This window comes from Thalassospira sp. CH_XMU1420-2, from assembly GCF_037029325.1.
In the GTDB taxonomy this organism is placed as follows: domain Bacteria; phylum Pseudomonadota; class Alphaproteobacteria; order Rhodospirillales; family Thalassospiraceae; genus Thalassospira; species Thalassospira povalilytica.
On record NZ_JAYMEG010000007.1, the window covers coordinates 230,352 to 254,463 of the forward strand.

At 54.6% G+C, this 24,112-nt stretch carries 22 protein-coding genes; 11 read left to right on the forward strand and 11 right to left on the reverse strand.

The window, feature by feature from the left end:
- Window positions 1-118 precede the first annotated feature (118 nt).
- Entirely contained in the window at window positions 119-1,309 is a 1,191-nt protein-coding gene (locus tag WA429_RS19380) for a D-alanyl-D-alanine carboxypeptidase family protein (protein ID WP_228196562.1), read from the reverse strand.
- A 364-nt stretch (window positions 1,310-1,673) separates the two neighbouring features.
- Between WA429_RS19380 and WA429_RS19385 the strand changes: the two genes are divergently transcribed.
- The gene (locus WA429_RS19385; protein WP_287466556.1) at window positions 1,674-2,354 is read left to right on the forward strand and encodes a hypothetical protein; all 681 of its coding nucleotides are present in this window, start codon (window positions 1,674-1,676) and stop codon (window positions 2,352-2,354) included.
- A 249-nt stretch (window positions 2,355-2,603) separates the two neighbouring features.
- Here WA429_RS19385 and WA429_RS19390 read toward each other — a convergent pair whose 3' ends face one another.
- Window positions 2,604-3,536 (reverse strand): hypothetical protein, encoded by a 933-nt coding sequence (locus WA429_RS19390; RefSeq protein WP_287466557.1) that lies wholly within the window; start codon window positions 3,534-3,536, stop codon window positions 2,604-2,606.
- On the opposite strand from WA429_RS19390, the gene WA429_RS19395 reads away from it, so the two are divergent.
- The 6 genes from WA429_RS19395 (at window position 3,535) to WA429_RS19420 (ending at window position 10,474) form a co-directional block, all read left to right on the forward strand.
- The gene (locus WA429_RS19395) at window positions 3,535-4,047 is read left to right on the forward strand and encodes a phasin family protein (protein WP_287466558.1); all 513 of its coding nucleotides are present in this window, start codon (window positions 3,535-3,537) and stop codon (window positions 4,045-4,047) included. The genes WA429_RS19390 and WA429_RS19395 overlap by 2 nt on opposite strands.
- 293 nt (window positions 4,048-4,340) lie before the next feature.
- A complete protein-coding gene (gene clpS, locus WA429_RS19400; RefSeq protein ID WP_008890601.1) occupies window positions 4,341-4,667 on the forward strand; it encodes an ATP-dependent Clp protease adapter ClpS in 327 nt (108 codons plus the stop codon).
- Between the two features lie 3 nt (window positions 4,668-4,670).
- Window positions 4,671-6,992, forward strand: a complete 2,322-nt coding sequence (gene clpA, locus WA429_RS19405; RefSeq protein WP_287466559.1) for an ATP-dependent Clp protease ATP-binding subunit ClpA — start codon at window positions 4,671-4,673, stop codon at window positions 6,990-6,992.
- A gap of 101 nt (window positions 6,993-7,093) precedes the next feature.
- The gene (locus tag WA429_RS19410) at window positions 7,094-7,633 is read left to right on the forward strand and encodes a hypothetical protein (protein WP_068518562.1); all 540 of its coding nucleotides are present in this window, start codon (window positions 7,094-7,096) and stop codon (window positions 7,631-7,633) included.
- Window positions 7,634-8,162: 529 nt separating this feature from the next.
- Complete coding sequence (locus WA429_RS19415; RefSeq protein ID WP_068518560.1) at window positions 8,163-8,780, forward strand: hypothetical protein; 618 nt, start codon at window positions 8,163-8,165, stop codon at window positions 8,778-8,780.
- Window positions 8,781-8,791: 11 nt separating this feature from the next.
- A complete protein-coding gene (locus WA429_RS19420) occupies window positions 8,792-10,474 on the forward strand; it encodes a methyl-accepting chemotaxis protein (RefSeq protein WP_287466560.1) in 1,683 nt (560 codons plus the stop codon).
- A gap of 168 nt (window positions 10,475-10,642) precedes the next feature.
- Here WA429_RS19420 and WA429_RS19425 read toward each other — a convergent pair whose 3' ends face one another.
- Window positions 10,643-11,803 carry a GNAT family N-acetyltransferase gene (locus WA429_RS19425; protein WP_287466561.1) on the reverse strand — a complete coding sequence of 387 codons (1,161 nt, stop codon included), beginning with the start codon at window positions 11,801-11,803 and terminating at the stop codon, window positions 10,643-10,645.
- Window positions 11,804-12,044: 241 nt separating this feature from the next.
- On the opposite strand from WA429_RS19425, the gene serA reads away from it, so the two are divergent.
- Window positions 12,045-13,286: a phosphoglycerate dehydrogenase gene (serA, locus tag WA429_RS19430; protein WP_068518557.1), complete on the forward strand. Its 1,242-nt coding sequence runs from the start codon at window positions 12,045-12,047 to the stop codon at window positions 13,284-13,286.
- Between the two features lie 125 nt (window positions 13,287-13,411).
- On the opposite strand, the gene WA429_RS19435 is transcribed toward serA, so the two are convergent.
- The 5 genes from WA429_RS19435 to WA429_RS19455 all read right to left on the reverse strand — a co-directional run bounded on the left by WA429_RS19435 (window position 13,412) and on the right by WA429_RS19455 (window position 17,030).
- On the reverse strand, window positions 13,412-13,894 hold the full coding sequence (locus WA429_RS19435) for a GNAT family N-acetyltransferase (protein WP_068518556.1): 483 nt from the start codon (window positions 13,892-13,894) through the stop codon (window positions 13,412-13,414).
- Between the two features lie 59 nt (window positions 13,895-13,953).
- Window positions 13,954-14,601 carry a leucyl/phenylalanyl-tRNA--protein transferase gene (aat, locus tag WA429_RS19440; protein WP_068518555.1) on the reverse strand — a complete coding sequence of 216 codons (648 nt, stop codon included), beginning with the start codon at window positions 14,599-14,601 and terminating at the stop codon, window positions 13,954-13,956.
- 214 nt (window positions 14,602-14,815) lie between these two features.
- Entirely contained in the window at window positions 14,816-16,165 is a 1,350-nt protein-coding gene (accC, locus tag WA429_RS19445) for an acetyl-CoA carboxylase biotin carboxylase subunit (protein WP_287466562.1), read from the reverse strand.
- Between the two features lie 17 nt (window positions 16,166-16,182).
- Window positions 16,183-16,632 carry an acetyl-CoA carboxylase biotin carboxyl carrier protein gene (gene accB, locus WA429_RS19450; RefSeq protein ID WP_101247672.1) on the reverse strand — a complete coding sequence of 150 codons (450 nt, stop codon included), beginning with the start codon at window positions 16,630-16,632 and terminating at the stop codon, window positions 16,183-16,185.
- Between the two features lie 11 nt (window positions 16,633-16,643).
- Window positions 16,644-17,030 (reverse strand): type II 3-dehydroquinate dehydratase, encoded by a 387-nt coding sequence (locus tag WA429_RS19455; protein ID WP_101247671.1) that lies wholly within the window; start codon window positions 17,028-17,030, stop codon window positions 16,644-16,646.
- 312 nt (window positions 17,031-17,342) lie between these two features.
- On the opposite strand from WA429_RS19455, the gene thiS reads away from it, so the two are divergent.
- Entirely contained in the window at window positions 17,343-18,338 is a 996-nt protein-coding gene (gene thiS, locus WA429_RS19460) for a sulfur carrier protein ThiS (RefSeq protein WP_287466563.1), read from the forward strand.
- 122 nt (window positions 18,339-18,460) lie between these two features.
- Here thiS and WA429_RS19465 read toward each other — a convergent pair whose 3' ends face one another.
- From WA429_RS19465 to WA429_RS19475, 3 genes are all read right to left on the reverse strand, one after another.
- Window positions 18,461-19,222, reverse strand: coding sequence for a DsbA family protein (locus WA429_RS19465; RefSeq protein WP_287466564.1), 762 nt, complete (start codon window positions 19,220-19,222; stop codon window positions 18,461-18,463).
- Window positions 19,223-19,297: 75 nt separating this feature from the next.
- Window positions 19,298-19,999, reverse strand: a complete 702-nt coding sequence (locus tag WA429_RS19470) for a hypothetical protein (protein WP_287466565.1) — start codon at window positions 19,997-19,999, stop codon at window positions 19,298-19,300.
- Between the two features lie 26 nt (window positions 20,000-20,025).
- Window positions 20,026-21,381 (reverse strand): M48 family metalloprotease, encoded by a 1,356-nt coding sequence (locus tag WA429_RS19475; protein WP_068518548.1) that lies wholly within the window; start codon window positions 21,379-21,381, stop codon window positions 20,026-20,028.
- A 148-nt stretch (window positions 21,382-21,529) separates the two neighbouring features.
- On the opposite strand from WA429_RS19475, the gene WA429_RS19480 reads away from it, so the two are divergent.
- Together WA429_RS19480 and WA429_RS19485 are read left to right on the forward strand one after the other, a co-directional pair.
- Window positions 21,530-22,756 (forward strand): gamma-glutamyltransferase, encoded by a 1,227-nt coding sequence (locus tag WA429_RS19480; RefSeq protein WP_287466566.1) that lies wholly within the window; start codon window positions 21,530-21,532, stop codon window positions 22,754-22,756.
- A gap of 69 nt (window positions 22,757-22,825) precedes the next feature.
- Entirely contained in the window at window positions 22,826-23,977 is a 1,152-nt protein-coding gene (locus WA429_RS19485; RefSeq protein WP_287466567.1) for a pyridoxal phosphate-dependent aminotransferase, read from the forward strand.
- The last annotated feature ends 135 nt before the right edge of the window (window positions 23,978-24,112 follow it).

The window sequence follows — 24,112 nt, forward strand, 5'->3', positions numbered from 1 at the left end:
TGATCCAAACAAATATGCGACCAAGCCCTGATCTGAATGTTCGGGGCTACGATCAAAAAGAAAAAGGCTGTCAGGTAAATCTGACAGCCTTTTTTCGTATCAGGGATTTGGTCGGAGCTTAGCCCGCGTCACCGGAATTGACCGGGATACAGGCAAGGTTTTCACGACGCAGGGCCGCACAGGCTGCCCGTGCTTCATTCTCGCCATCAAAACCAAGAAGACGCGCACGATAGACAACGCCGGTACCGCTGGCCTGTTGCTCAACCGCAGCACGGGTCAGGCGCAGGACATCTGGCGCGGTGCGGGCAGCGGCAAGAACGGCTTCCTGGGCGCGGCGCTGGTCGCTGAAGGCACCAACCTGGATTGCCCAGCCGCTATTGGTTTCCGGTTTCAGACGGGTCACAACGGTTTGGGTATCAATCCGGCCCGGTTCTTCGACTTCGCGCAATGTTTCACGCTTTGCCATCAGCAACTGTGCATCGGCAGGCAGGATTTTATCTTCCGGGCTGATGCGGGGTCGGGGAACGCGAATTTCGCCTTCCTTGGTCAGTTCGACATAGGCGCGATCCAGAAGTTTTTTCATCTGGTCATCGCGGGTGCGGGCCGTGCGGCCGCCAAACACAACGCCAATCAACCGTTTTCCGTTCCGGTTGACCGATGCCACAAGGTTAAAGCCCGATGCGTTGATGTAACCGGTCTTGATCCCGTCTGTCCCGTAATAGGACGCCAGAAGGTTGTTGTGGTTGCCATAGGTACGGTTGCCAAAACGGAACTTCTGGGTCGAGAAATAGTGATAATAGCTGCCGAAATTCTTACGAAGGGCAACAGCAAGCGTGATCATGTCGCGTGCTGTTGTCATCTGCCCGCGATTGGGAAGGCCCGATGCATTGCGAAATGTCGTGCGCTTCATGCCTAGGCGGCGGGCCTCGGCGGTCATCATCTGGGCAAATTTGATTTCGGTACCGCCAAGATGTTCTGCCACAACCACGGCGACGTCATTGGCTGATTTTGTTACCAGTGCGAGGATCGCGTCCTTGACCGTAATGGTCTCGCCAGGTTGAAGACCAAGCTTCGACGGGGCCTGGCCCCAGGCGCGTTTGGACACTTTCATCGGGGTTGAAAGCGATACCTTGCCATTATCAAGCGCGTCAAAAAGCATATAAAGCGTCATGATCTTGGTCAGTGACGCAGGGTACACTTTATGGTCTGCACGGTATTCATGAAGCACATCACCAGTGTCACCATCGATGACCATGGCGGTATAGGTTCGTGCGATGGCCTTGTTCGGGACAAGGGTCGCAGAAAGCATGATTGCTGTCAGACACAAAAACGCAGCCAAACAGGCACGCAAGAAACTGTTGCGTGTCACAAGCGGTGTCTTGGCCAACGCATTTGGCCCGGAAGGGGTCGTTAAACGCATTATTCGGGCTCGGCTTTCGGTAGTCCCCAAGAACTAAATAAGACCAGTTTCGCATCCCAGCCTTAAACAAATGTTTAAGAGCGTCAATTTTTCGGCTTTTCTAAACGCGGCCATTCTGTGACCATCTTTCTGCGCGAACGTCACTTTTATATCTCCTGATCGGCAAAAAATCGAGGATCGAATGGTTAAATTAATCGCCCCATTTCTCAATAAGATAGGTATGCGTCGCGCCGGTTTGAGCAGTTTGGCTGTTTTGTCGGTTGCTGCAATCGGGCTTGCTGGCTGCTCCTATACGCAAAACAGCGACATCAGCAACCCGCTGGTCAGAAAGTCAGCCTGGTTTTCCTATTTGAACGCCGATGACCTGCGCACGGCATGTTCTGCTGGCGATGCAGAAGGGCGGATTCGCATCATCTATAATGCGGATTATTACGACGAAGTGCGCGTCTTCGAGCTTGATCCGCATGCCGGTAATCAGCAATTTGACCTGACAACCCGCGTTTTCGGCCCGGCACAGGTCAAGGAAATCAATGTCGAAATCAACGCGCCCCTTGGTGCGTTCGGCGGGGAACACGCAACTGATGTGATCGGGCGTGATGATTACATCGCGATCACCGATGCCCTGCAACAGGACGGATTCGGCACCCAGAAAGATCGCGACGGTATCCGGCTTTATTCTGATGACTATTACTGGGTCGCACTTGGATGTTCATCGGGATATGTGACGCTTGCGACCTGGATGTCGGGTGTTGACGATCTGCGTGCGCTCCAGTTCCCAGCAGTTTTGACCGAGCTTTCAAGCATCGACCGCAAATTGCCGGAACCGCCGGCAAAGGAGAATGCGCGGTCTCAATCCGCCGCACAGGTTCAAACCATTCAAAATAACGAGTCCGGGACATTTTATCGGACGGTGCGCGGAAACATGCTGCGCTAAGCCATAAAATTCAGAATGCGATCACGATGACGGGGATGTTTGGGAAAACGTCCCCGTTATTTTTTAGTGCGCCCGGTGTGGCCAAACGCGCGCAGTACAAGCTGTTAGATGCTTGTTTGGTTTGTGCTTTTGACCGACCGCAATTCGACGGGCGAGTGTGATGTGCTGATTTTATCAGGGCGGCTGTGCTTTGCGTCGCGGTTTTGTCACCAAACTGTTCTTGACCTTTGTGGGTAATTCCATCTAGGGTTATGTTGCAATGCAACATGAATTTGGGGCATCTGCCCCGGCAAGAACGAGGTTAGAAGCAATGGCTGTTTCAAAACAAAAGACCTCTGCGAGATCTGGCAAAAAGGTCTCGGCTGCTGCCAAGGCGGCACCTGCTGCGTCGGGCAGCGCCAAAAAATCCACATCTGTTTCAAAGCCAGCGGTGGCGTCTGAGGGCGCCGTAAAGCGTGTCGTGATGACGTCATCTGAAATCGAAGCGGCCGCAAAGCAGGCTGACGCAAAGCCTGCTGTTTCAAAATCAGACGTGACTGCAAGCACGGCATCGGCTTCCTCGTCTGCGTCCCCCGCCGCGATCCCGGAAGAGCCGGTACCAGAGGCATCAAAACCGCTATCGGAAGCCGCAACATCCGGTTCGGAAAAAACCGCAGAGCCTGCAAAAGCGTCGGTGGCAAAAAGTACGGCGGCACAACCGGCGACTCCATCTTTAAAGCAGAGTGACGCCCCCAAACCGACCAAGCGGGTGGCATCCCCGACGTCGAAAAAGTCGGCGTCGGCTAATGTGAAGAAGCCGAAAAAGTCTGCTTCATCCGCTGCGCCATCCCCATCCGCGTCAACAAAACCCGGGGCAGAGGCAAAACCGCGATCGGTTGCCAAGACCCCCGAACAGTCAAGCGCGCCAGTTACCTCTTCTGATACTGAAAGGGCGAGTACCGTGAGTACGACAAGCAAGTCTGCGCCAGCAGCCAAAAAAGCCACTTCCTCAGCAGCCCCGAAAAAAGCAGCAGCTCCCAAAAAGGCCGCTGCCGCGGTCGCAGCAAAGCCTGCCAGCAAGCCTGTTGCAAAACCATCAGCCCCCAAAATCGTGGCAGCATCGACCGATACAGCCAAAGCCGCAGCAACGCCTGCGCCATCAGCGAAAAATGATGATGTGTTCGGTTTCGGTGCGATGTTCATGGATCAGGATGCCATGGAAAGTTATCTCGCACTGTGGAAGGCGCCTGAAATGGATGCCATCATGACCGCGGGAAGCGATGCGATCGAGGAAAGCATTTCTGTCGCCAACGAAGCATTCAGCAAGCTTTTCGATGCCATGACCGGTCAGTCGGACGTGTTTTCCGGTGCGGGCTCGCGCATGGCGGCCCAGTGCGAAGAAATCATCGAAGCACAGCAGAAAAATATTGGCGAGGCATTGCAGGCTTCCATGACCCTGTTTGAAAAGACCGGGGGGATCGGAACGGAACTTGCCGGATGGATGCAGCGTGAAATCGAAGCATCACAAGCCGATATCGACGCCCTGGCCAAGGCCGAAAGCCTGTCTGATATTCAGGATTTGCAGGCAAAAATCCTCAAGCGTTATGTCGATAGCAGCGTTGCCGAAACCGAAAAGGTTCAGGAAATCATGTTTGCGGCCATGACCGACAGCATCACCGCAATGTCAAAAGCAGCAAATGCCGTGATGAAATGATCCCAAAACGTTCGGGTTTCCGTATTCTGCAATGAAGATCAAGGCGGGCATGACATCGCGTCATGCCCGTTTTCTTTTGGGCTTGCGTGATTTGTCGCCGTTTTCGGGCCGTGCCGACGGCCGGGTTTGCATGAAGTTTATCGGGTGATCTTGCAGCGTGTCATTCTCAGCCTAAATGAATTGGAGATAGACGATAATTTAGTGACACGATTTTAAGCTGCGGCCTTTGAAAGAGCCTGGCAATGACCTATCATGAAGTTCATGCAGGAAATAAGGGTTCCGGTAAGTAGAAGATGACTGAACAGGATAATGACGGCACTGATCTGCCAAACACGGGGATCGTAACAAAGACACGGCCCAAGACGAAAAAGCCGTCCATGTACAAGGTGCTGTTGCTGAACGACGATTACACTCCGATGGAGTTCGTTGTGCACGTATTGGAACGGTTTTTCGAGAAAGGCCGGGAAGAGGCCACCGAAATCATGCTTCAGGTTCACCGCAAGGGCGTTGGAGTATGTGGTGTGTTTACGTACGAAATTGCGGAGACCAAGGTTAACCAGGTCATGGATCTGGCCCGCCAGAATCAGCATCCGCTGCAGTGTACCTTAGAGAAGGAGTGACATATGCTATCGCGCAATCTTGAAGAAAGCCTGCATCGTGCGCTCGCATATGCGTCGGAGCGCCGCCACGAATATGCCACTCTAGAACATCTTCTTCTGTCTCTGACCGAAGACCAGGATGCGCTCGCCGTGCTCAAGGCATGCCGGGTTGATGTTGATCGCTTGCGCTCAGACCTTCTGGAATTTGCAGACAGCGAACTTTCCGGCCTGATCAGCGCCCGGCTGATCGACCCGAAACCGACTGCCGGGTTCCAACGCGTTATCCAGCGGGCTGCCATTCATGTCCAGTCATCCGGGCGCGAGGAAGTAACCGGTGCAAACGTGCTGGTCGCCTTGTTCTCGGAACGGGAATCGCACGCGGTTTATTACCTGCAGCTTCAGGATATGACCCGTCTTGATGCGGTGAATTACATTTCCCACGGCATTGCCAAGGCGTCCGAGCTTAATGAACGTCGCATCCCGCGCGGTGCGGATGAAGAGCCGGTTGCCGGTATGCCGCCAGAAGGTGACGACAGCAGCCCGGCCGAGGGTGAAGCTCTTAAGGCGTATTGCGTCAATCTGAATGTCAAAGCCCAGAAGGGCAAGATTGACCCGTTGATCGGTCGCCAAAGCGAGATCGAGCGCACCATTCAAGTTCTATGCCGTCGTACCAAAAACAACCCGCTTTATGTGGGCGACCCGGGTGTCGGCAAGACCGCCATCGCCGAGGGGCTGGCGCGTCGTATCAATGATGGTGACGTGCCCGAAGTTCTGGCGGATGCCACGATCTTTGCCCTTGATATGGGCGCGTTGCTGGCCGGGACCCGGTATCGCGGGGACTTTGAGGAGCGCCTGAAAGCGGTCGTCAAGGAACTCGAAGAATACGAAGGAGCGGTCCTGTTCATCGACGAAATCCACACCGTGATCGGTGCCGGGGCAACATCGGGCGGGGCAATGGATGCATCCAACCTGCTCAAGCCGGCCTTGGCCAGTGGTTCGCTGCGCTGCATCGGGTCGACGACCTACAAGGAATTCCGTGGTCATTTTGAAAAGGACCGCGCCCTTGTTCGTCGTTTCCAGAAAATCGATGTCGAAGAACCGTCCGAAGAAGATACCGTCAAAATCCTTAAGGGGCTGAAGCCCTATTACGAGGATCATCACAAGGTCAAATACACCAACGAAGCCCTGCGTTCGGCGGTGGAACTGGCATCGCGCTATATCAATGATCGCAAGCGTCCTGATAGTGCGATTGACGTGATTGACGAAGTCGGTGCATCACGGATGTTGATGGCGCCAAGCAAGCGCAAGCGCACGGTGGGCAAGCGCGACGTCGAAGAAATCGTCGCGAAAATTGCCCGCATCCCGCCAAAATCGGTTTCGACCGATGACCGCAAGGCATTGGCAAACCTTGAACGTGATCTGAAAACCGTTGTCTTTGGCCAGGATAAGGCGATCGAGGCGGTGGCAAGTGCGATCAAGCTTGCACGTGCGGGCTTGCGCGAACCTGAAAAACCGATTGGCAGCTATCTGTTCTCCGGTCCGACCGGGGTTGGCAAGACCGAAGTCACCAAACAGCTGGCAACCGTCATGGGGATTGAATTCATCCGCTTTGACATGTCGGAATATATGGAACGACACAGCGTGTCGCGTCTGATTGGTGCGCCGCCGGGCTATGTCGGGTTTGATCAGGGCGGTCTTCTGACCGATGCTGTTGATCAGCACCCGCATGCGGTGGTTCTGCTTGATGAAATTGAAAAGGCCCACCCGGATCTGTTCAACATCCTGCTTCAGGTCATGGATCACGGCAAGCTGACGGACAATAACGGCAAAACCGTTGATTTCCGCAATGTCGTTCTGGTCATGACCACCAATGCCGGTGCATCGGACATGGCCAAGCCGCCCATCGGCTTCAAGCGCGAAATGCGGATCGGCGAAGATGAAGAGGCGATCAAGCGCACCTTCTCGCCGGAATTCCGTAACCGTCTGGATGCGGTTATTCCGTTCGCCAATCTGCAGCCCGAAGTGGTCAAGATGGTTGTCGACAAATTCATCCTACAGCTTGAAGTTCAGCTTGCGGATCGGAATGTGTCGATCGAACTTACCGAGGCCGCAAGAAGCTGGCTGGCGGAACGTGGCTATGATGTGGCCTTCGGTGCGCGTCCATTGGGGCGTGTGATTCAGGAGCATGTCAAAAAGCCGCTGGCCGAGGAACTTCTGTTTGGCAAGCTTTCCAAAGGCGGGGCCGTGCTTGTCGATATTGAAGACGATGCGGTCATCTTCCGCTATCCGGAAGATGGCGATGACAAGATACACGTCAAAAAGAACCCGGAAATGGTTGAAGGGTAAAACGACACCCGGACTTGGTGTGTTGTTAATCATTGGCGGTTAAATTGTGCCCGGGATGTTGTTTCCCGGGCACAATTTTAAAATAAGAACGCCAGAACACGATGAGCCAGGCTGCACAAAGAAAATATCGAACAGAGGTCGAGGAATTCCTTTCCCGGCTGGAATTGCGTGCGCGCAAGCTGATTGCGTTGGCCGACAATCTGGAAAAAACCACCGACAAGATGGATGTTACCGGGTATCGACCCTTCCGCGAGGAGGTCGATAACTTCAAGGCTTTGTCGCTGGTGATCAAAGAGCGGATGAACAAGCTTGAGTCGCATCCGAAAAAAGAAGAACTGGAAGGCCAGTTTCATAAGCTTCAGGTCCTGATGCTGCGTCTGGTGATCAAGACCAGTCTGAAGTTCTTCTTTGTCATGAGTGCCAAGGAAAACCTGCCGCTTGGTGCCCGCGAAATGTTTCAGAGCGAGCTGCGCACTTTATACGAAGCAGAACGCATGATCTCTGATCCGCGCTATATCAGTCAGCTTGATGAATCCGCGCGCGATGATCTGGAAACGGCCAAATCCATTCTTGAAGAAATCATCGAAAAAGCACCGGCCTTGCTGAATTTCGGGGCGCAGAAGAAAAAGCGCCGCCGCTGATAACCGGTGAAAGTCGGACCTGTTGCGTGTTTTGGAATTGCAATTTGCAAAATGCAAAGATTGATTGTTGCATTTTGCAATCTTTGCATTTTGAAATGCAAAGATCATTTGAACCTGTTCAGATGGTCAGGTTCGGTTTCGATGAAAAATCCTTAAAAATTGCGATTTTTCACGGATTTAAAAAGTTGGCACGCTTCCTGCTTATGTCATGTCGGACAGTTGTTCTTTGCAGGGGCGCGTTTCGCGCCTGGAACAACGTAATCTTCTGCAGTTTGCTCGTGTCCCAACCAAACTCAGCGGCGGTTTTTCCGCCGCTTTTTTCTTTCCCGGATTTCAAAAGCTTGCAACTGGTACTCTTGTCGATGTGCCCGCAATCCACATATTGAATCGTGTGGAAGTCTACCCGTGCGCTTCCACTAATGCCTTGTTTCTAACAAAAAGTTGTATGGATGCTTTTCCTTTGGTATAAAGACCTATACTTTTAGTTAGTGCTTTCTTGGCTGCAAACAAAGCTGTGGGAGGGAAACCGATGAAGTCTACGAGAAGTATGGTCCTGACAGGGATACTTGCGGCAGCGATATTTGCTGTGCCGCAGGCTGCCATGGCCAAGGCAGAGCTGCCAGGCAATCCGAATGATCTGATTACAGATGCGCTTATCAAGGATATCCGGGGATGGTTGGCCAACCCGGTCGTGGCTTTGTCGATCAATTCCCAGAACCGTCTGCGAAAAGACATGACGCAGGATCAGATTGACGCCGCGGACAAACAATGGCGCGCCGAACGCGAAGCCGATGATCAGCCCCTTGTGGCGGCAATTCTTACCAATCCGCTTTCCAGTTATCTGACCCAGGTGCAGGCCCGTTCCGGCGGTCTTTATGCCGAAATTTTCGTCATGGATGCGGTGGGCTTGAATGTCGGACAGAGTTCGATCACGTCGGACTTCTGGCAGGGCGACGAGGGCAAGTTCCAGAATACTTTCCCCAAGGGGCCCAACGCCGTCTTTATCGACGAAGCAGAATATAACGAAGAGTCTGATTCCTGGCGTTCCCAGCTCAACATGACCATGAGCGACGAAAACCAGCAGGCGATTGGCGCTGTGACCATTGAGGTCAATTTGAATGAACTCGTGCGGCGCGGCAGTCAGTAGGGAGAAACGCCATGAATTTCTTTAAGGATCTTTCCATCCCCGCCAAACTGACAACCTGTTTTGCGATCATGATTGCCGTGATCCTGATGGTTGCCGCCGCGGGCATGTTTGCGACCATGCAGGTCAAAAACGCCAATGAACAGCGCGATTATCTTTCCACCTTTGAACGCGATTATCGCAACCTTGACCGCGCCTATCTGATGGCCCGCCAGGAACTGATCTATTTCCTGACCACCGGCGACCGCGAAGGGTTGCTCAGCTATCAGAAGTCGCTTGAGGAAATCGACACCCGCACCGATGTGCTTAAGGGGTATAGCTCGATCAATGCCGATATCGCGACCTTGATCGAGGAAATGGATGGCGCAATTGACCGCTGGGAAGAGATTGCCAGCGAACAGGCTAAGCTGATGCGTCACTATCTGACGGTGAACCATGCTCGCGCGATCGAAGCATCGGGTGAACCGCGTGAACTGTCCGATCGCGTCAGCATGATTGCCGGTGATCTGGCCAAGGCGATTGACCAGCTTGTGCTTGATGTCGAAAGCAAGGTCGATCAGGCCATGCAGATTTTCCAGGTTACACTGGGTGTTGGTGTTGTGCTGCTGATTGCGATGGCCGCCTTGTTCGGTGGGACGCTGTCGCGGATGATTGCAACGCCAATCCGCAAAATGACCGAAGCCATGGGCAGTCTTGCATCGGGCAACCTCGATATCGAAACGCTTGATATGAAGCGCAATGACGAGGTCGGTGCAATGGCCAAGTCGCTTGAAGTCTTCAAGGAAAATGCCCGCGAACGTGCCCGCATGGCCGAACAGGAAAAAGTCGAAGCCGAACGCCAGGTTGCCCGCACCAAGAAAATGGGTGTCCTGACCAAAGGATTTGACGAAAAAATCCAGGATGTCCTGAGTTCGGTGAATGCGGCCCTTGATGAAGTCCGTTCTGCATCCGAAATCCTGACGTCACATGCGGTTCGGGCCAATCAGGATGCCCAGAACGTGGCCGAACAGGCCGAAGAATCATCCACCAATATCGAAACGGTGGCATCGGCAACCGCACAGCTTTCGGCGTCGATTTCGGAAATCTCGTCGCAGATTGCCCGGGTTACCGAAATCACCCAGATTGCGGTCGGTGAGACCGAACGGACCAATGAACGGGTGGAAAAACTCAACGAAGCCGCCCAAAGTGTTGGCGAAGTCGTCAATCTGATCAGTGACATCGCTGATCAGACCAACCTTCTGGCCCTGAACGCAACGATTGAATCGGCGCGCGCGGGCGAGGCGGGCAAAGGCTTTGCCGTTGTGGCGGGCGAAGTCAAAAATCTGGCATCCCAGACCGTCAAGGCGACCGAGCAAATCACGGCAAAGATCGTTGAAATGCAAAGTGAGTCCGGTGCCGCGGCCGAAGCCGTGCGCGGATTTGCCGACACGATCCAGAAGATCGACGAACTGATGTCGGTTGTCGCCAGTGCCGTCGAAGAGCAGGGGGCCGCGACCGAGGAAATCTCGCGCAGTGTCGAAGGTGCTGCAAACGGTAATATCGCCATTTCCAACGCGGTTAAAAGCGTTGCAGTGGCGACCACGGAAAGCGGTGATTTGTCGAACGGACAGCTCGACAGTGTTGGCAAACTTGCCGCTGCCAACGATGAGTTGCGCACACATGTCAACGGCTTCCTGGACGACGTCCGGACTGTCTAGGCCTGCTTGAAAATGATCTTTTAAAAGGCGCGAGGGCAACCTTGCGCCTTTTTGTTTTGGCGATGCTGTTTGGGACGGCATGCTTCTGCCCGCGGGGATTGGACCGCGTGATTTAGGAAGCGTGATTTAGGAAGCGCGATTTAGTCAGCGTGAATTAGGTGGTGTGAATTAGTCGGGGGCCTGAACCTTGCGATAGGGGCTATGTTCGGCAAGGATATAGTCCCGGTCCTGCGCGATATGGGTTTGTTCCTGTCTCAGGAACTGCGCGACAGCGCGCCGAAGCCCCGGATCGGCAATCAGATGTGCCGAGTGGGTTATGACCGGCTCGTAGCCGCGCTGGATTTTATGTTCACCCTGTGCGCCGGCCTCCACCGTTTTAAGGCCATGGGCAATGGCGATATCGATTGCCTGATAATAGCAGGTTTCGAAATGCAGAAGCGGCGTGCGGTCGATCGTGCCCCAGTTGCGGCCATAAAGCGTATCGTTGCCAATCAGGTTAAGCGCACCGGCAACCATTTCATTATCGCGAAAAGCCGCCACCAGAACCGTGCGGTCGCGCAATCTTTCATGCAGAAGATCAAAAAACGTCCGGGTCAGATAGGCCTGTCCCCATTTGCGATCAGATGTATCGCGATAGAAATGGTAAAACCGGTCCCAGTGATGGGGTTTAAGGTCATCACCGCGGAGTGATTCAAACCGGTATCCGGCTTCAAGAACCTGCTTGCGTTCCTTGCGCAGGTTCTTGCGTTTGCGCGAATTCAGTGCGGCAAGAAAGTCGTCAAAATTCTGATAGTCGCGATTATGCCAGTGATACTGGATGCCGCTGCGTCGCAGGAAACCGGCATCTTCCATCAGACGGCTTTCATCATCGTGACAAAACGTCACATGCAGGGTCGCCATGCCAAGCTTTTCAGGCAGCATTGCCAACCCGTCAATCAGGATGCGCCTTACGGAATCCGGATCGGGATGGTCATTGGCTACCAGCAATCTGGGCCCCGGAACCGGGGAAAACGGCACGGCTGATTGCAGTTTGGGATAATATTTCCCGCCCGCCCGTTCATAGGCCTCGGCCCAGCTCCAGTCGAACACATATTCGCCGTAAGAATGGGCTTTGACATAAAGCGGCACAATGCCGATCGCCTGGCCGGCTTCGTCACTCAATACCAGATGAAATGGCTGCCAGCCGGTTTGCGCATTTGTCGATGCGCTGTCTTCCATCGCCGACAAAAAGGCAAAGCTGACAAACGGATTGTCCGTACCGGCACATTTATCCCACTGGGCTTGGCCGATGGTGTGGATATCGGTGACGGTTTTGATTTCGGCAGGCAATTCTTTATCCCCTGATCAGGCTGTCATGCGGTTGGTGACCCGCACGGGTCTTTGTTTTTGTACGCATTAGCCGGTATATGCGTTCAGAAGATAGGGGCAATGCACATTTACGCAAGGGAAAGCCTTTGACGGACGCGCTTCAAGGCCCTATTTCATTGGTCCACGGGCCGTTATGGAACGGCCTGATAAACGGCTCGGGGATTATCCCGTGTCGCCCTCGCGAAGAAAAGGATGGTGCGCCGTGAACAGCAAACTTTCGTTGGAGAAGGACAAGATCAAGATCGTCCTGCTCGAAGGTATCCATGAAAACGCTGTAAAGATGTTCAAAGAGGCCGGCTACTCTAATGTCGACCATTACCCTGCTGCGCTCGACGCGGACGAACTGAAGTCCGTCGTCTCCGATGCGCACTTCCTGGGCATCCGTTCCCGCACCAAACTGACCGAAGAAATCATCGATTCCGCCTCCAAGCTGACCTCGATCGGCTGTTTCTGTATCGGCACCAACCAGGTTGACCTGACCGCTGCTGCGATGCGCGGTATTCCGGTCTTCAATGCGCCGTATTCGAACACCCGTTCGGTGGCAGAACTCGTTCTGGGCCAGATTATCATGCTGCTGCGTGGCATCCCGCAGCGCAATGCGGCGGCTCATAACGGTGGCTGGCTTAAAAACGCCAAGGGATCGTTCGAAGCCCGCGGCAAGACGCTTGGTATTATCGGCTATGGCCATATCGGGTCACAGCTGTCGGTTCTGGCCGAATCACTTGGCATGAACGTCATTTATTTTGACGTGATCAACAAACTTGCCATGGGCAATGCGACCGCCTGTGCATCGATGGACGAACTGTTGGCGAAATCCGATGTGGTGTCGCTTCATGTTCCGGCCAATGAGCAGACCAAAAACATGATCACGGCGACTGAGATCGCCAAAATGAAAAAGGGCGCGCACCTGATCAATGCGGCACGTGGCAACGTGATCGTGATCGAAGATCTGGCGGCTGCTCTTGAAAGCGGTCATCTGGCGGGGGCGGCACTGGACGTGTTCCCGGTTGAACCGGCTGGCAAGGACGAAGAATTCGAAAGCCCGCTGCGTGGTATGGATAACGTCATCCTGACCCCGCATATCGGTGGTTCCACCCAGGAAGCACAGGAAAATATCGGGATCGAAGTGGCCGACAAGCTGATCACCTATTCCGATAACGGTTCGACCCTTGGCGCGGTCAACTTCCCGGAAGTATCGCTTCCGGTCAAGGATCGCTCCCACACCCGTTTCCTGCATATTCACCGCAACGTTCCGGGCGTGCTGCTGAAAATCAACGATGTCTTTGCATCGCGTGGCATCAATATCAGCGGCCAGTATCTGCGTTCTGAAGGCGGCGTTGGCTATGTCGTCGTCGAAGTTGACGAGGAAATCAAACCGGGTGCCGGCGTGCGCAAGGAACTTGCGGCCATCGACGGTACGCTGCGCGTGCGTTTCCTGTTCTGATCAGGTTCTGATCGGGCATCAATCAGCTTTCAAACAAAAAGGGGCGGGTGCCATATGGTGCCCGCCCTTTTTCTGTCTTGGGGCAAAAATACCCCGGAGCAATTTCAATCTGAACAGAAAAGGCTCTAGAGTTTGCGATACATCACCAATGCATCGGTTTCGCCAAGGGTCGGGTGCATGAAGGCACCGGGCAGGCGACCGACAATTTCAAAGCCGAGTTTCGGCCATAAATGAACAGCCGCCGCATTGCTGGCGATGACGAAATTGAATTGCATGGCGCGATAGCCAAGCTCCTTGGCGCGGACAAGCGAATCCTCGCACATGCGGCGCGCAATGCCGCGGCCGCTGGCCTTCGGGGATGTCATATAGCCGCAATTACAGACATGCGATCCGCCGCCACCCTGATTTTGCCGGATGTAATAGGTGCCAACAACATTGCCGTCTTCTTCGGCGACCAGCGTCACCTTGTCCGGGGCCATCCAGTATTTGATGACGTCATCGTCGCTCAGATCACTGTCGATGGCATAGGTTTCCCCGGACCGTAATGTCGGGGCGACAATATCAAGAATGGCGGGGATGTCCTGATCGGTTGCGAGGCGGATATTCATCTGATGGCTCGTTCGGTGGCGTGGTGGGCGGGTAAATCCGGAACCGCTGGGTTCTGATCCTAACTATCGCCGCCCGAAAGCGTTTGTTCAAGAAATTCCGGTTCGACCTCGAACGGAAGATTTGCGCGTCCGGCCAATGCCTTGGCCAGTTCATTGCGATATCGTTCGCGCGGGATTTCCAGAACGCCAAACTGTTTGAGATGGTCATTCACAAACTGCGTATCCAGAAGGCTGAAGCCCCCTTGGCGCATCAAGGCAACCAGATGAACCAGCGCGACCTTTGAGGCATTGGTGGCACGCGAAAACATGCTTTCGCCAAAGAATGCCTTGCCAAGGCTGACGCCATAAAGCCCGCCGACCAGTTCGCCATCTTTCCAGGCCTCGATCGAATGGGCACAGCCCATCTTGTGAAGCGCGCAATAGGCTTCAAGGATATTGTCATTGATCCAGGTATCGTCGCGGGTATCGGTCTGTTCGGCGCATGCCCGGATAACGTCGGGAAAGGCACGGTCGACATGGATTTTATAGATGCCTTTGCGCACGGCCTTTTTCAGGCTGCGCGGGACGTGGAAGCCCTCAAGCGGCAATACACCCCGCCATTCCGGGTCGATCCAGTAAAGGGTTGGATCATCATGACTTTCAGCCATGGGAAACAGACCGACGGAATAGGCGCGGATCAACAGATCAGGGGTCAGCTGGTTCGACATGATCGCAGTGATAATTGTTTTTGTCCTGTCTATCTGACGTCAAAATACATATGAGAACGCCGTCATGTCAGACAAGGTGTCATATCAAACATGACGGGATCCATGGTCAAGTCTAGCGGCGCAAGATTAATTATTTAATGCCGGGCGAGTTGAAATCACGCCATAAAAAAACGGGAACCCGAAGGTTCCCGTTTGATGTCTGTATCCGGATTGATCACAGAGTTTTCTTCATGCCCATGAACTTTTCCAGCCAGTGGATGTCATAAGCCCCTTTCTGGATGTCCGGGTTCGCCAGAAGCGTCTGGTGCAGCGGAATGGTGGTTTTGATACCGCCAATCGCATATTCGGCCAGCGCACGACGCAGGCGCATCATGCATTCTTCACGATCACGGCCATGTACGATCAGCTTGGCAATCATGCTGTCGTAATAGGGCGGGATCGAATAGCCGGTATAGATACCGCTATCGACACGCACGCCAAGGCCGCCCGGTGCATGATATTCCTTGATCTTGCCCGGAGACGGGACAAAGGTCTTGGGATCTTCTGCGTTGATACGGCATTCAATGGCATGACCATGAATTTCAAGGTCTTCCTGCTTGAATGACAGTTCAAGACCTGCTGCAACGCGGATCTGTTCACGCACCAGGTCAACACCGGAAATCATTTCTGTGACCGGGTGTTCCACCTGAAGACGGGTGTTCATTTCGATGAAATAGAACTCGCCATTTTCATACAGGAACTCGATCGTACCGGCATTGCGATAGCCCATGCCGATCATGGCATTGGCAACGGTCGAACCGATGCGTTCACGTTCTTCCGGCGTCAGGGTCGGAGACGGTGCTTCTTCAAGAACCTTCTGGTGACGACGCTGCAAGGAGCAATCACGTTCAAACAGGTGAACGGCGTTGCCATGGCTGTCGCCGATGACCTGCAATTCGATGTGGCGCGGCTTGCCCAGATATTTTTCCATATAGACCGCAGCATTGCCGAAGTTCTGCAATGCTTCCTTACGGGTCATGGAAAATGCTTCCGCAAGGTCTTCTTCGCGTTCAACGACTTTCATGCCGCGACCGCCGCCGCCACCGGATGCCTTGATCAGGACCGGATAACCGATTTCCTTGGCGCATTTGCGGGCTTCGTCAACGGTGGCGATTTCGCCATCGGAACCCGGAACGCACGGAATGCCAAGTTTTTCGGCCGTTTGCTTTGCGGTGATCTTATCGCCCATCATGCGGATATGTTCCGCGGTCGGGCCGATAAAGACAAAGCCGTGTTCTTCGACCATGGCTGCGAAATCGGCATTTTCCGACAGGAAGCCATATCCCGGATGGATGGCTTCGGCGCCGGTGATTTCAGCTGCCGACAGGATGGCCGGAATATTCAGATAGCTGTCTTTGGATGCTGCCGGGCCGATGCAGACCGATTCGTCGGCCAGACGCACATGCATGGCGTCCGCATCGGCGGTGGAATGCACCGCGACAGTTTTGATGCCCATTTCACGGCAGGCGCGCTGAATACGAAGCGCGATTTCGCCGCGGTTGGCAATCAGGATTTTGTCGAACATGCGGTTCTTACCCCGGCTTATTCAATAATGATCAGCGGTTCGTCATATTCGACCGGATGACCGTCGGTCGCAAGAATCTGGGTCACTTTGCCCGATTTCGGCGCACGGATCGGGTTGAAGGTCTTCATTGCTTCGATCAGCATCAGGGTCTGACCTTCGGCAACGGTCGACCCGACCGAGATGAACGGAGCCGCACCCGGTTCCGGTGCAAAGTAAACAACACCGACCATCGGTGATTTCACTGCGCCCGGATGGGATGCCGCATCAGACGGCGCCGCAGCAGCGGCAGCAACCGGTGCCGGAGCCGCCGCAACCGGTGCAGCAGGGGCTGCTGCAACCATGGTGCCCTGGCGGGCAACACGAATGCGGTTGTCACCAGCGGCAACTTCAATTTCGGTCAGATTGGTGTCGTCCAGCAGCTCTGCGAGCTGGCGAATGGCGTCATTGTCGATGTTGAACTTGCTCATTTCGATATCTTTTATGATGGTGTGTGGATCAATCCGCGCATGGCATCCAGGGCGTGGTTATAACTCTGGTCGCCAAAGCCATAGATCATACCGTTTGCAGCGTTTGAGACGTTTGACAAAAGTCTTATGGCGTCCCGCTTTTGAATATTGGACAGATGGACCTCGATCATCGGCAAATCTGATGCCCCAATCGCATCGAGGATCGCAACCGATGTGTGCGTATATGCCCCAGCATCGCAAAGAATGCCAGAATCTTCTTGTCGGGTTTCCTGAAACCAGTCAACCAGTTCACCTTTGTTGTTGTCTTCATGGCAGATGGCCCGAAGGCAAACAGCCGTGTCATTGACTTCACATCGATCCTTGATCACGTGCAATGTCATCTTACCCCAGACATCCATTCAGGCGTTTCAAGGGCCGTTTTCCGACCATACGCCCAACTTTTGGTGCTGCGTTTATAACACGACCAAAGTCTGACGCAACGTTGCAATAAGCATCGGCAATGCAGCATTGCATCGCTGCTTTGTCATTCTCGAACGTCGTTGCGATGACTTCCGGGGCATCGGATGTCTGCATGGACAAAGCCGGGCTTTGTCCATAACTGGTCATTACCGGCTCTGCTCATCACAAGACAGCTTGCCTCGGGCAGGGCAGCTGCGCATACTGCGCGGCAATCATGAAGATTTTGATACCACAGGGATTGAACGAAAAAGATGCTTCTGACGATCAACGGTGAAGACCGGACTATCGAGAATGCCGCAAATGTAGAAGAACTGCTGGGCCAGTTGGGCATTGCCGCAACCAAGGTCGCGGTTGAGCGAAATCTCGAAATCGTGCCCAAGACAGCCTATGGGCAAACGGCACTTGCCGATGGTGACAAGCTTGAGATCGTCCATTTCATCGGTGGCGGTTCGGGTGAAGCCGATCTGGCGGCTGCAGATGATGACGGTTTTGTCGTTGCCGGTAAAAAATTCTCGTCGCGTTTGCTGGTCGGGACCGGCAAATACAAGGATTTCGAGGAAACCAAAATCGCGATCGAGGCATCCGGGGCCGAAATCGTCACTGTTGCCGTGCGTCGCGTCAATCTGACCGATCCCAACCAGCCGATGCTGGTCGATTATGTCGATCCGAAAAAATACACCTACCTGCCAAACACCGCGGGGTGCTTTACCGCCGATGATGCGGTGCGGACCCTGCGTCTTGCCCGCGAAGCCGGGGGCTGGAACCTAGTGAAACTTGAAGTATTGGGGGATCAGGCGACGCTTTATCCCAATATGCCCGAAACGCTCAAGGCGGCCGAAGCCCTGATCAAGGACGGCTTTGACGTCATGGTCTATTGCAGCGACGATCCCATTCAGGCCAAGATGCTCGAAGAAATGGGATGCTGTGCCATCATGCCGCTGGGATCGCTGATCGGGTCGGGCATGGGGATCCTTAACCCCGTCAATATCGCCCTGATCAAGGAAAACGCCAATGTGCCGGTACTGGTTGATGCCGGCGTCGGGACGGCATCGGATGCGGCCGTTGCCATGGAGCTTGGCTGTGACGGGGTTTTGATGAATACCGCAATTGCCGGGGCAAAGGACCCGATCCGAATGGCACGCGCGATGAAGCATGCCATCATTGCCGGACGCGAATCCTTCCTGGCCGGTCGTATGCCCAAAAAGAAATATGCCGATCCGTCATCCCCGCTGGCGGGGATCATCTGATCTGCATGCCATTTGCGTAAAACAAAGGCCCGTTTCGATTTCGAAACGGGCCTTTGTCGTTTTGTTCGGACTGCGCAACGGTGTGACTGCAAATGTTGTCACAATGGCGCAGGGGCGAAAAATCAGGATGCTTCTTCAAGCCCGGTTTTCACCAGCGCATTGACGCGATCCATATCCGCGCCCGATACCATGGTGCCATTGATGATAAAGGCAGGCGTTCCGCTGATGCCGACGGTGCGGGCCATTGCCGCATATTGGGCGATCATGCCGCCGATTTCGGGCGACTGCATGTCTTCGCGCATTTTGGCAACATCGACACCGGCAGACGCGGCAAGCTCGTCAATGCGGGTGTCATCAAGAAGACCACGGTTGGCCATGAAGGCTTCGTGGATTTCCATATATTTGCCCTGCTTGTCGGCGGCCAGTGCGGCGCGTGCAGCCGTGGCACTTTCTTCGCGCAGGATCGGAAATTCAACAAAGATGGTCCGGACTTTGCCGTCATGTTCCTTGGCGATATCCATCACGCCATCAAAGGCACGCTTGCAGTAGCCGCAATGATAGTCAAAAAACTCGATCACAGTGACCGGGGCATCAACCGGGCCCAAAGACGGAACCGAGCTGTCAGCCACCAGGGCATCCCAGACCGGGGTGATGGCTTCTGCCTGCTGACGGGCCTTTTCGGTGGCCTGCCAGACCTGAACATTCTGGATGGCGCGCAACAGCACATCCGGATTTTTCAAAAGATAGTCTTCAATCAGGCTTTCGACGGCGGCTTTTTGTCCATCGCTCAGCGTTTCATCGGCCTGCGCAAGCGAAGCACCAAACATCATGGTCGTGGCAATCGCGCTGCAGCCAAGGAAGCGTTTTACAATCTTGGAATTCATCGGGTGTCCTTCTGTGACTGTGGCCGCTTATGGCCTGACGGTTAAGAGTTGGTTCTGTGATACGGGATCAGGCCGCTAACGGGAAAGTAAAATATGCGTTAGATAGGTGATCCCACTCACAGAAGGTTTATGGTCGCGACCCGGAACAATCCCGATCCAGACAAGGCGAACCTCGTCGCTTCTGGCTTCTGGCCAGTACCGACGATAAAGGGTCGAAATATCAAAATATTCGCGCTGCCATTCACCATATTGAACTGATGGCTGTCCGACGGGAATGCGGACAAGCTGGTCAATTGCCGGTTTGCCCGATCCAAGATCATTTTCCCGCCAGCTTCCCTGGCTTTGTCGGCGAAATCCGAGTTCCAGTTCCACATCGCCAATCTGGGCCGTGCTGTTGAATTGCCAGTCAAATGACAGATATGGCGAGGCCAGAACGATAACATTGGTCCGACGCCCGAATTCAAACGATCCAAGCCCCGGACGGGCTGCCAGCGCGATCCGGCCATCCTTGTCAGACCATTGTAATGGCAAATCGGATGTCGAAGCCGATGCCGATGTCCGGCTCAAATCCTGGCTTGCGGAAGGTTTCTGATCAACCGTCCAGTAGCGCGGCGGATGATCAAGCGAAAAGGGCGCATATAGAAGTTTCAGATCACCACCAACATCAACCCCGGCCCCCGGAAGGGCACAGGCCGTGATCTGGCTTGTTGCCATCACCAGCACCCAAACGCCCAAAAAGCGTTTGAGAACCGGAAATGTTTTGAAGATTGCGGACATTGGCGCGAAATGCGGCCAAGGCCCGATCACTTCGGTGCGTCCTTACCGGGTTTTCCGTCCGGATTGGTGGCCTGCAAGATATCCTGTGCACGCAACCAAGCGGCCGACCCCTTGTCGAGTTTACGGTCGGCCTGAACGGCGTGATAGCTTGCTGCCTGACGGTCGCCGGTCAGAAGGCTGTATTCAGCCTGTGACAGGGATGCTTCACCTTCATTGCCAAGACGGTTTTCGACAATGGCGCGGAAACGCCATGCCGATGCATTGCCGCGTTCACGTGACAACACGCCCATCAGGTTGGTTTTGGCAGCTTCGAGATAGCTGTTATCGCCGGTTTCAATCATCGCATGCGCCAGCAACAGACGGATCAAAGGCGCACCGTTTGACAGCTCTGTTGATTTTTCAAGCGGGGCAATGGCTTCCTGCGCCTTGCCAAATTCCAGCAAAACCTGACCTTTAAGTTCTTCGAAATACGGGTTGTTCGGTTCAACCGCGATCAGGTTTTCGATGATCTCAAGGGCAGGGGCCAGTTCGGAATTCTGGTAATAGGCAATGGCACGCGCATATTGCCCGGCGACGCTGGTGTCGCTTTCGGGATAGGTGCGCAACGTATTTTGCTTTTGATTGGTAAAGGCATAAAGTTTGGCGCGCATCCGTGCATGACGTTCATACAGATCGTCACTGACCTTGGCGTCTTTTAGCGTTGAATTCGCAACATAGTTTTCGAGAAACTCGACACGTTCGGTGGTCAGCGGGTGGCTTCGCATATAGGGGTCCTGGCTTGCCGTACTCAGCAATTCCTGACCTTCAAGCGTTTCCATGAATTCCATCATGCCGCGCGCGGAAATCCCCGCCGCCGTCAGATATTTGACACCGGCCTGATCAGCGCTGCTTTCCTGGGTTCGCGAATATGCCAAAAAGTTTCGGGTGGCGATATTCTGTCCGCCCAGAATCGCTGCTGTACCGACATCAGACCGGCCTGCGGCCACACCGGCAGCAACGCCCGCAATGGTCGAAAGGATTGAAATTGCCGATGCGTTGCGCAACTGATCATGTACGCGCGAAAGGTGCCCGCCGGTAATGTGACCGGTTTCGTGGGCCATCACCCCGATAACCTGTTCGGGAGTCTCTGCTTTTAACAACAGCCCAGTATTGATAAAAAGCTTTTGGCCACCGGCAACAAATGCGTTCAAGCTGTTGTCAGAAACGATATAAATGGACACACCATTCGGATCGAGCCCCGCCGCTTTGAAGATTGGCGTAGCATAGAGACGAAGGGTTTCCTCGATCTCGGTATCGCGGATAAAAGAACGACCCTGCGCCAAAACCGTGCTAGGCAGGGCAACAAGGAAAATGGCAGTGAGAGTAATAATGCGTCTGAGCAAAATGTGCGTTCCATATTTTCGTTCGACTGATGTCGGTTCAATGCCGACGCGCAAGCCATCATGGCGGATCGCGTTCGCAATCGCAATGACTGCCGGTCTTGCTGCCTGCAGTAGTACTAATACAGAAAATCTTGGTCAAATAGGGGCAGTGACCGGATATTTCGGTGGTGTGGTCGCAGATGAGCCGCGCGCCGTCCGGGTTGCACGGGATGTTCTGTCGGCTGGCGGGACGGCGGCGGATGCCTCTGTTGCGCTTTACGCGACCATGACCGTGACCAAACCGTCAGTCGCCGGGATCGGCGGTGGCGGGGTGTGCGTTGTGCATGAACGCGAAGCCAAAAAAGTCGAAGTTCTTGATTTCTGGCCCCGTCCGGGCACGCGCACCAGCGCAGGCCAGACCGCAACGACCATCCCGGCCGTGCCGCGCGGTCTTTATGCGCTTAGTGCGCGTTTCGGGCGTTTGCAATGGGCGTCGCTTTTGAGTGCGGCGGAACAATATGCCCGCCTTGGTGTGCCGGTTTCACGGTCGCTGGTCAATGACATCGAAGCCAATCGCGACCGCATCGAAGCAAGCCCGGCATTGCGCGAAACCTTTATGCCGAATGGTAAATTGCTCGAAGTTGGTGATCGCATCCGGTCTGTGAACCTTGCAGCCCTGCTGACGTCGCTTCGGGTCAAGGGGCCGGGGGATTTTTATAACGGGGCGCTTGGTGCCGATATTGCCGCCGCGGTCCAGAATGCCGGTGGTACGCTGACGGCTGATGATTTGCGCAACTATCGCCCGGAATGGAAATCGGCGACCGAGGTCAAACACGGTAACGAAATCCTGTATCTGGCCTATCCGCCACGTGCGGCGACGGCACCGGCGGTGATTTCAGGTGGCAGTGATGTGGCCGATATCCTTAATCGTTTTCTTGCCGATATTGATGCCGGAAACATGGCTGGACAGCCGATGTCGGGTCGCAGCGGCTTTGTCGTTGTTGACCGCGCGGCCAATGCCGTGGCCTGCATGACCACCATGAACACGCCGTTTGGTGCCGGACTTGGTGCCGATGCCTTTGGCTTGAACCTTGCTGCCGGTGATGCGGCACAGGCGGCAACGCCGCTGATGGGGCCGGCTTTGATGGTGAACCCCTTTGTCTGGGAATATTATTACGGCATTGCCGGAACCGGGACGCCTGCCGGTGCAACCAAACAGATTGCCACCATGGCAGAAGACCTGATCGGTGCCGGTGCTGCATCGGGTGTTGCGCTGAATTCCAGTGGCACATCGTCGGTCAATGTCATTCGTTGTCTTGAAGGGGTGCCACCCCATCCCGAAAGCTGCCAGTTTGTTGCCGATCCCGCCGGCGGCGGTATGGCGGGCGTGCGATAACCACACCATTTCCACAGGGCAGGGTCATCCTGCCCTGTTGCCTTTGATCAATATCCAGGACCCCACATAATGGCTTTGAAACAATCACAGCGCGGGGCAATTTCGCCCTTTATTGTTATGGATGTGATGCGTGCCGCCAATGCGCGCGAAACCGAAGGAAAAGCTGTTTACCATCTTGAAGTCGGCCAGCCCGGGACACCCGCACCACGCAAGGTACGCGAAGCAGCCGCCAGGGCACTTGATGCCGATCTGATCGGTTATACCAATGCGATGGGCATTGATCCCCTGCGCGAAGCCATCGCCGGGCATTACAAAACCAAATTCGGCGTGTCGGTTGATCCATCGCGTGTATGCGTTGCCAGCGGATCGTCATCAATCTTTGTTCTGGCCTTCCTTGCGGCGTTTGATGCCGGGGATCGGGTGGCGATGGCCGCGCCGGGCTATCCGGCCTATCACAACATCCTAAGCGCGCTTGGCATTGAAACAGTCAATCTGCCCGCAGGACCGGAAACCCATTATCAGCCGACCGTGCAGATGCTGCGTGATCTCGACGAGCCGATTGATGGTCTGATCGTTGCCAGCCCGTCCAATCCGGCTGGCAGCATGATTGATGTTGAAACCTATCGCGAACTGGCGGCCTATTGCCGCGAAAACGGCATTCGCCTGATCAGTGACGAGATCTATCAGGGCATTTCATTTGGCGATGTCGCCGAATGTACCGCCCTTGAATTCGGGGATGAGGCGATCATCATCAACAGTTTCTCGAAATACTTTTCCATGACCGGCTGGCGTCTGGGCTGGGCGATTGTGCCGCCGGACCTGATGCGGGCAGTGGAATGCTTGCAGCAGAACCTGTTTATCTCGGCCCCTGCATTGTCACAGATCGCGGCGGTCGCGGCCTTTGAGTGCGAAGACGAACTTCAGGCCAATATCGCGGCCTATGCGCGCAACCGTGAAATCCTGCTTGATGGTCTGCCCAAGGCCGGTTTCACCAAATTCGCCCCGGCGGATGGTGCGTTCTATCTTTATGCCGATGTGCGCGAACTGACCAAAGACAGCGAAGCATTTTGTCGCCAGATGCTCGAAGAAACCGGCGTCGCCACCACACCGGGCACCGATTTCGACCGGATGCGCGGCAAGGGCTATGTGCGTTTCTCGTTTGCGCACAGCGAAGCAACCATGATCGGTGCGGTCAAGGCGTTGCAGAACTGGAAACGTTAACCGCGTAAGGCCTGTAACGAAAAAGGGCTGCCCGACGGGCAGCCCTTTTTTTTTGTCTTGTCTCGTCCTGAAATATGTTGTCACCATGAGGAGACGACAATGTCCTGTTCAGGAACGGAGCGCCGCAAGCGCACC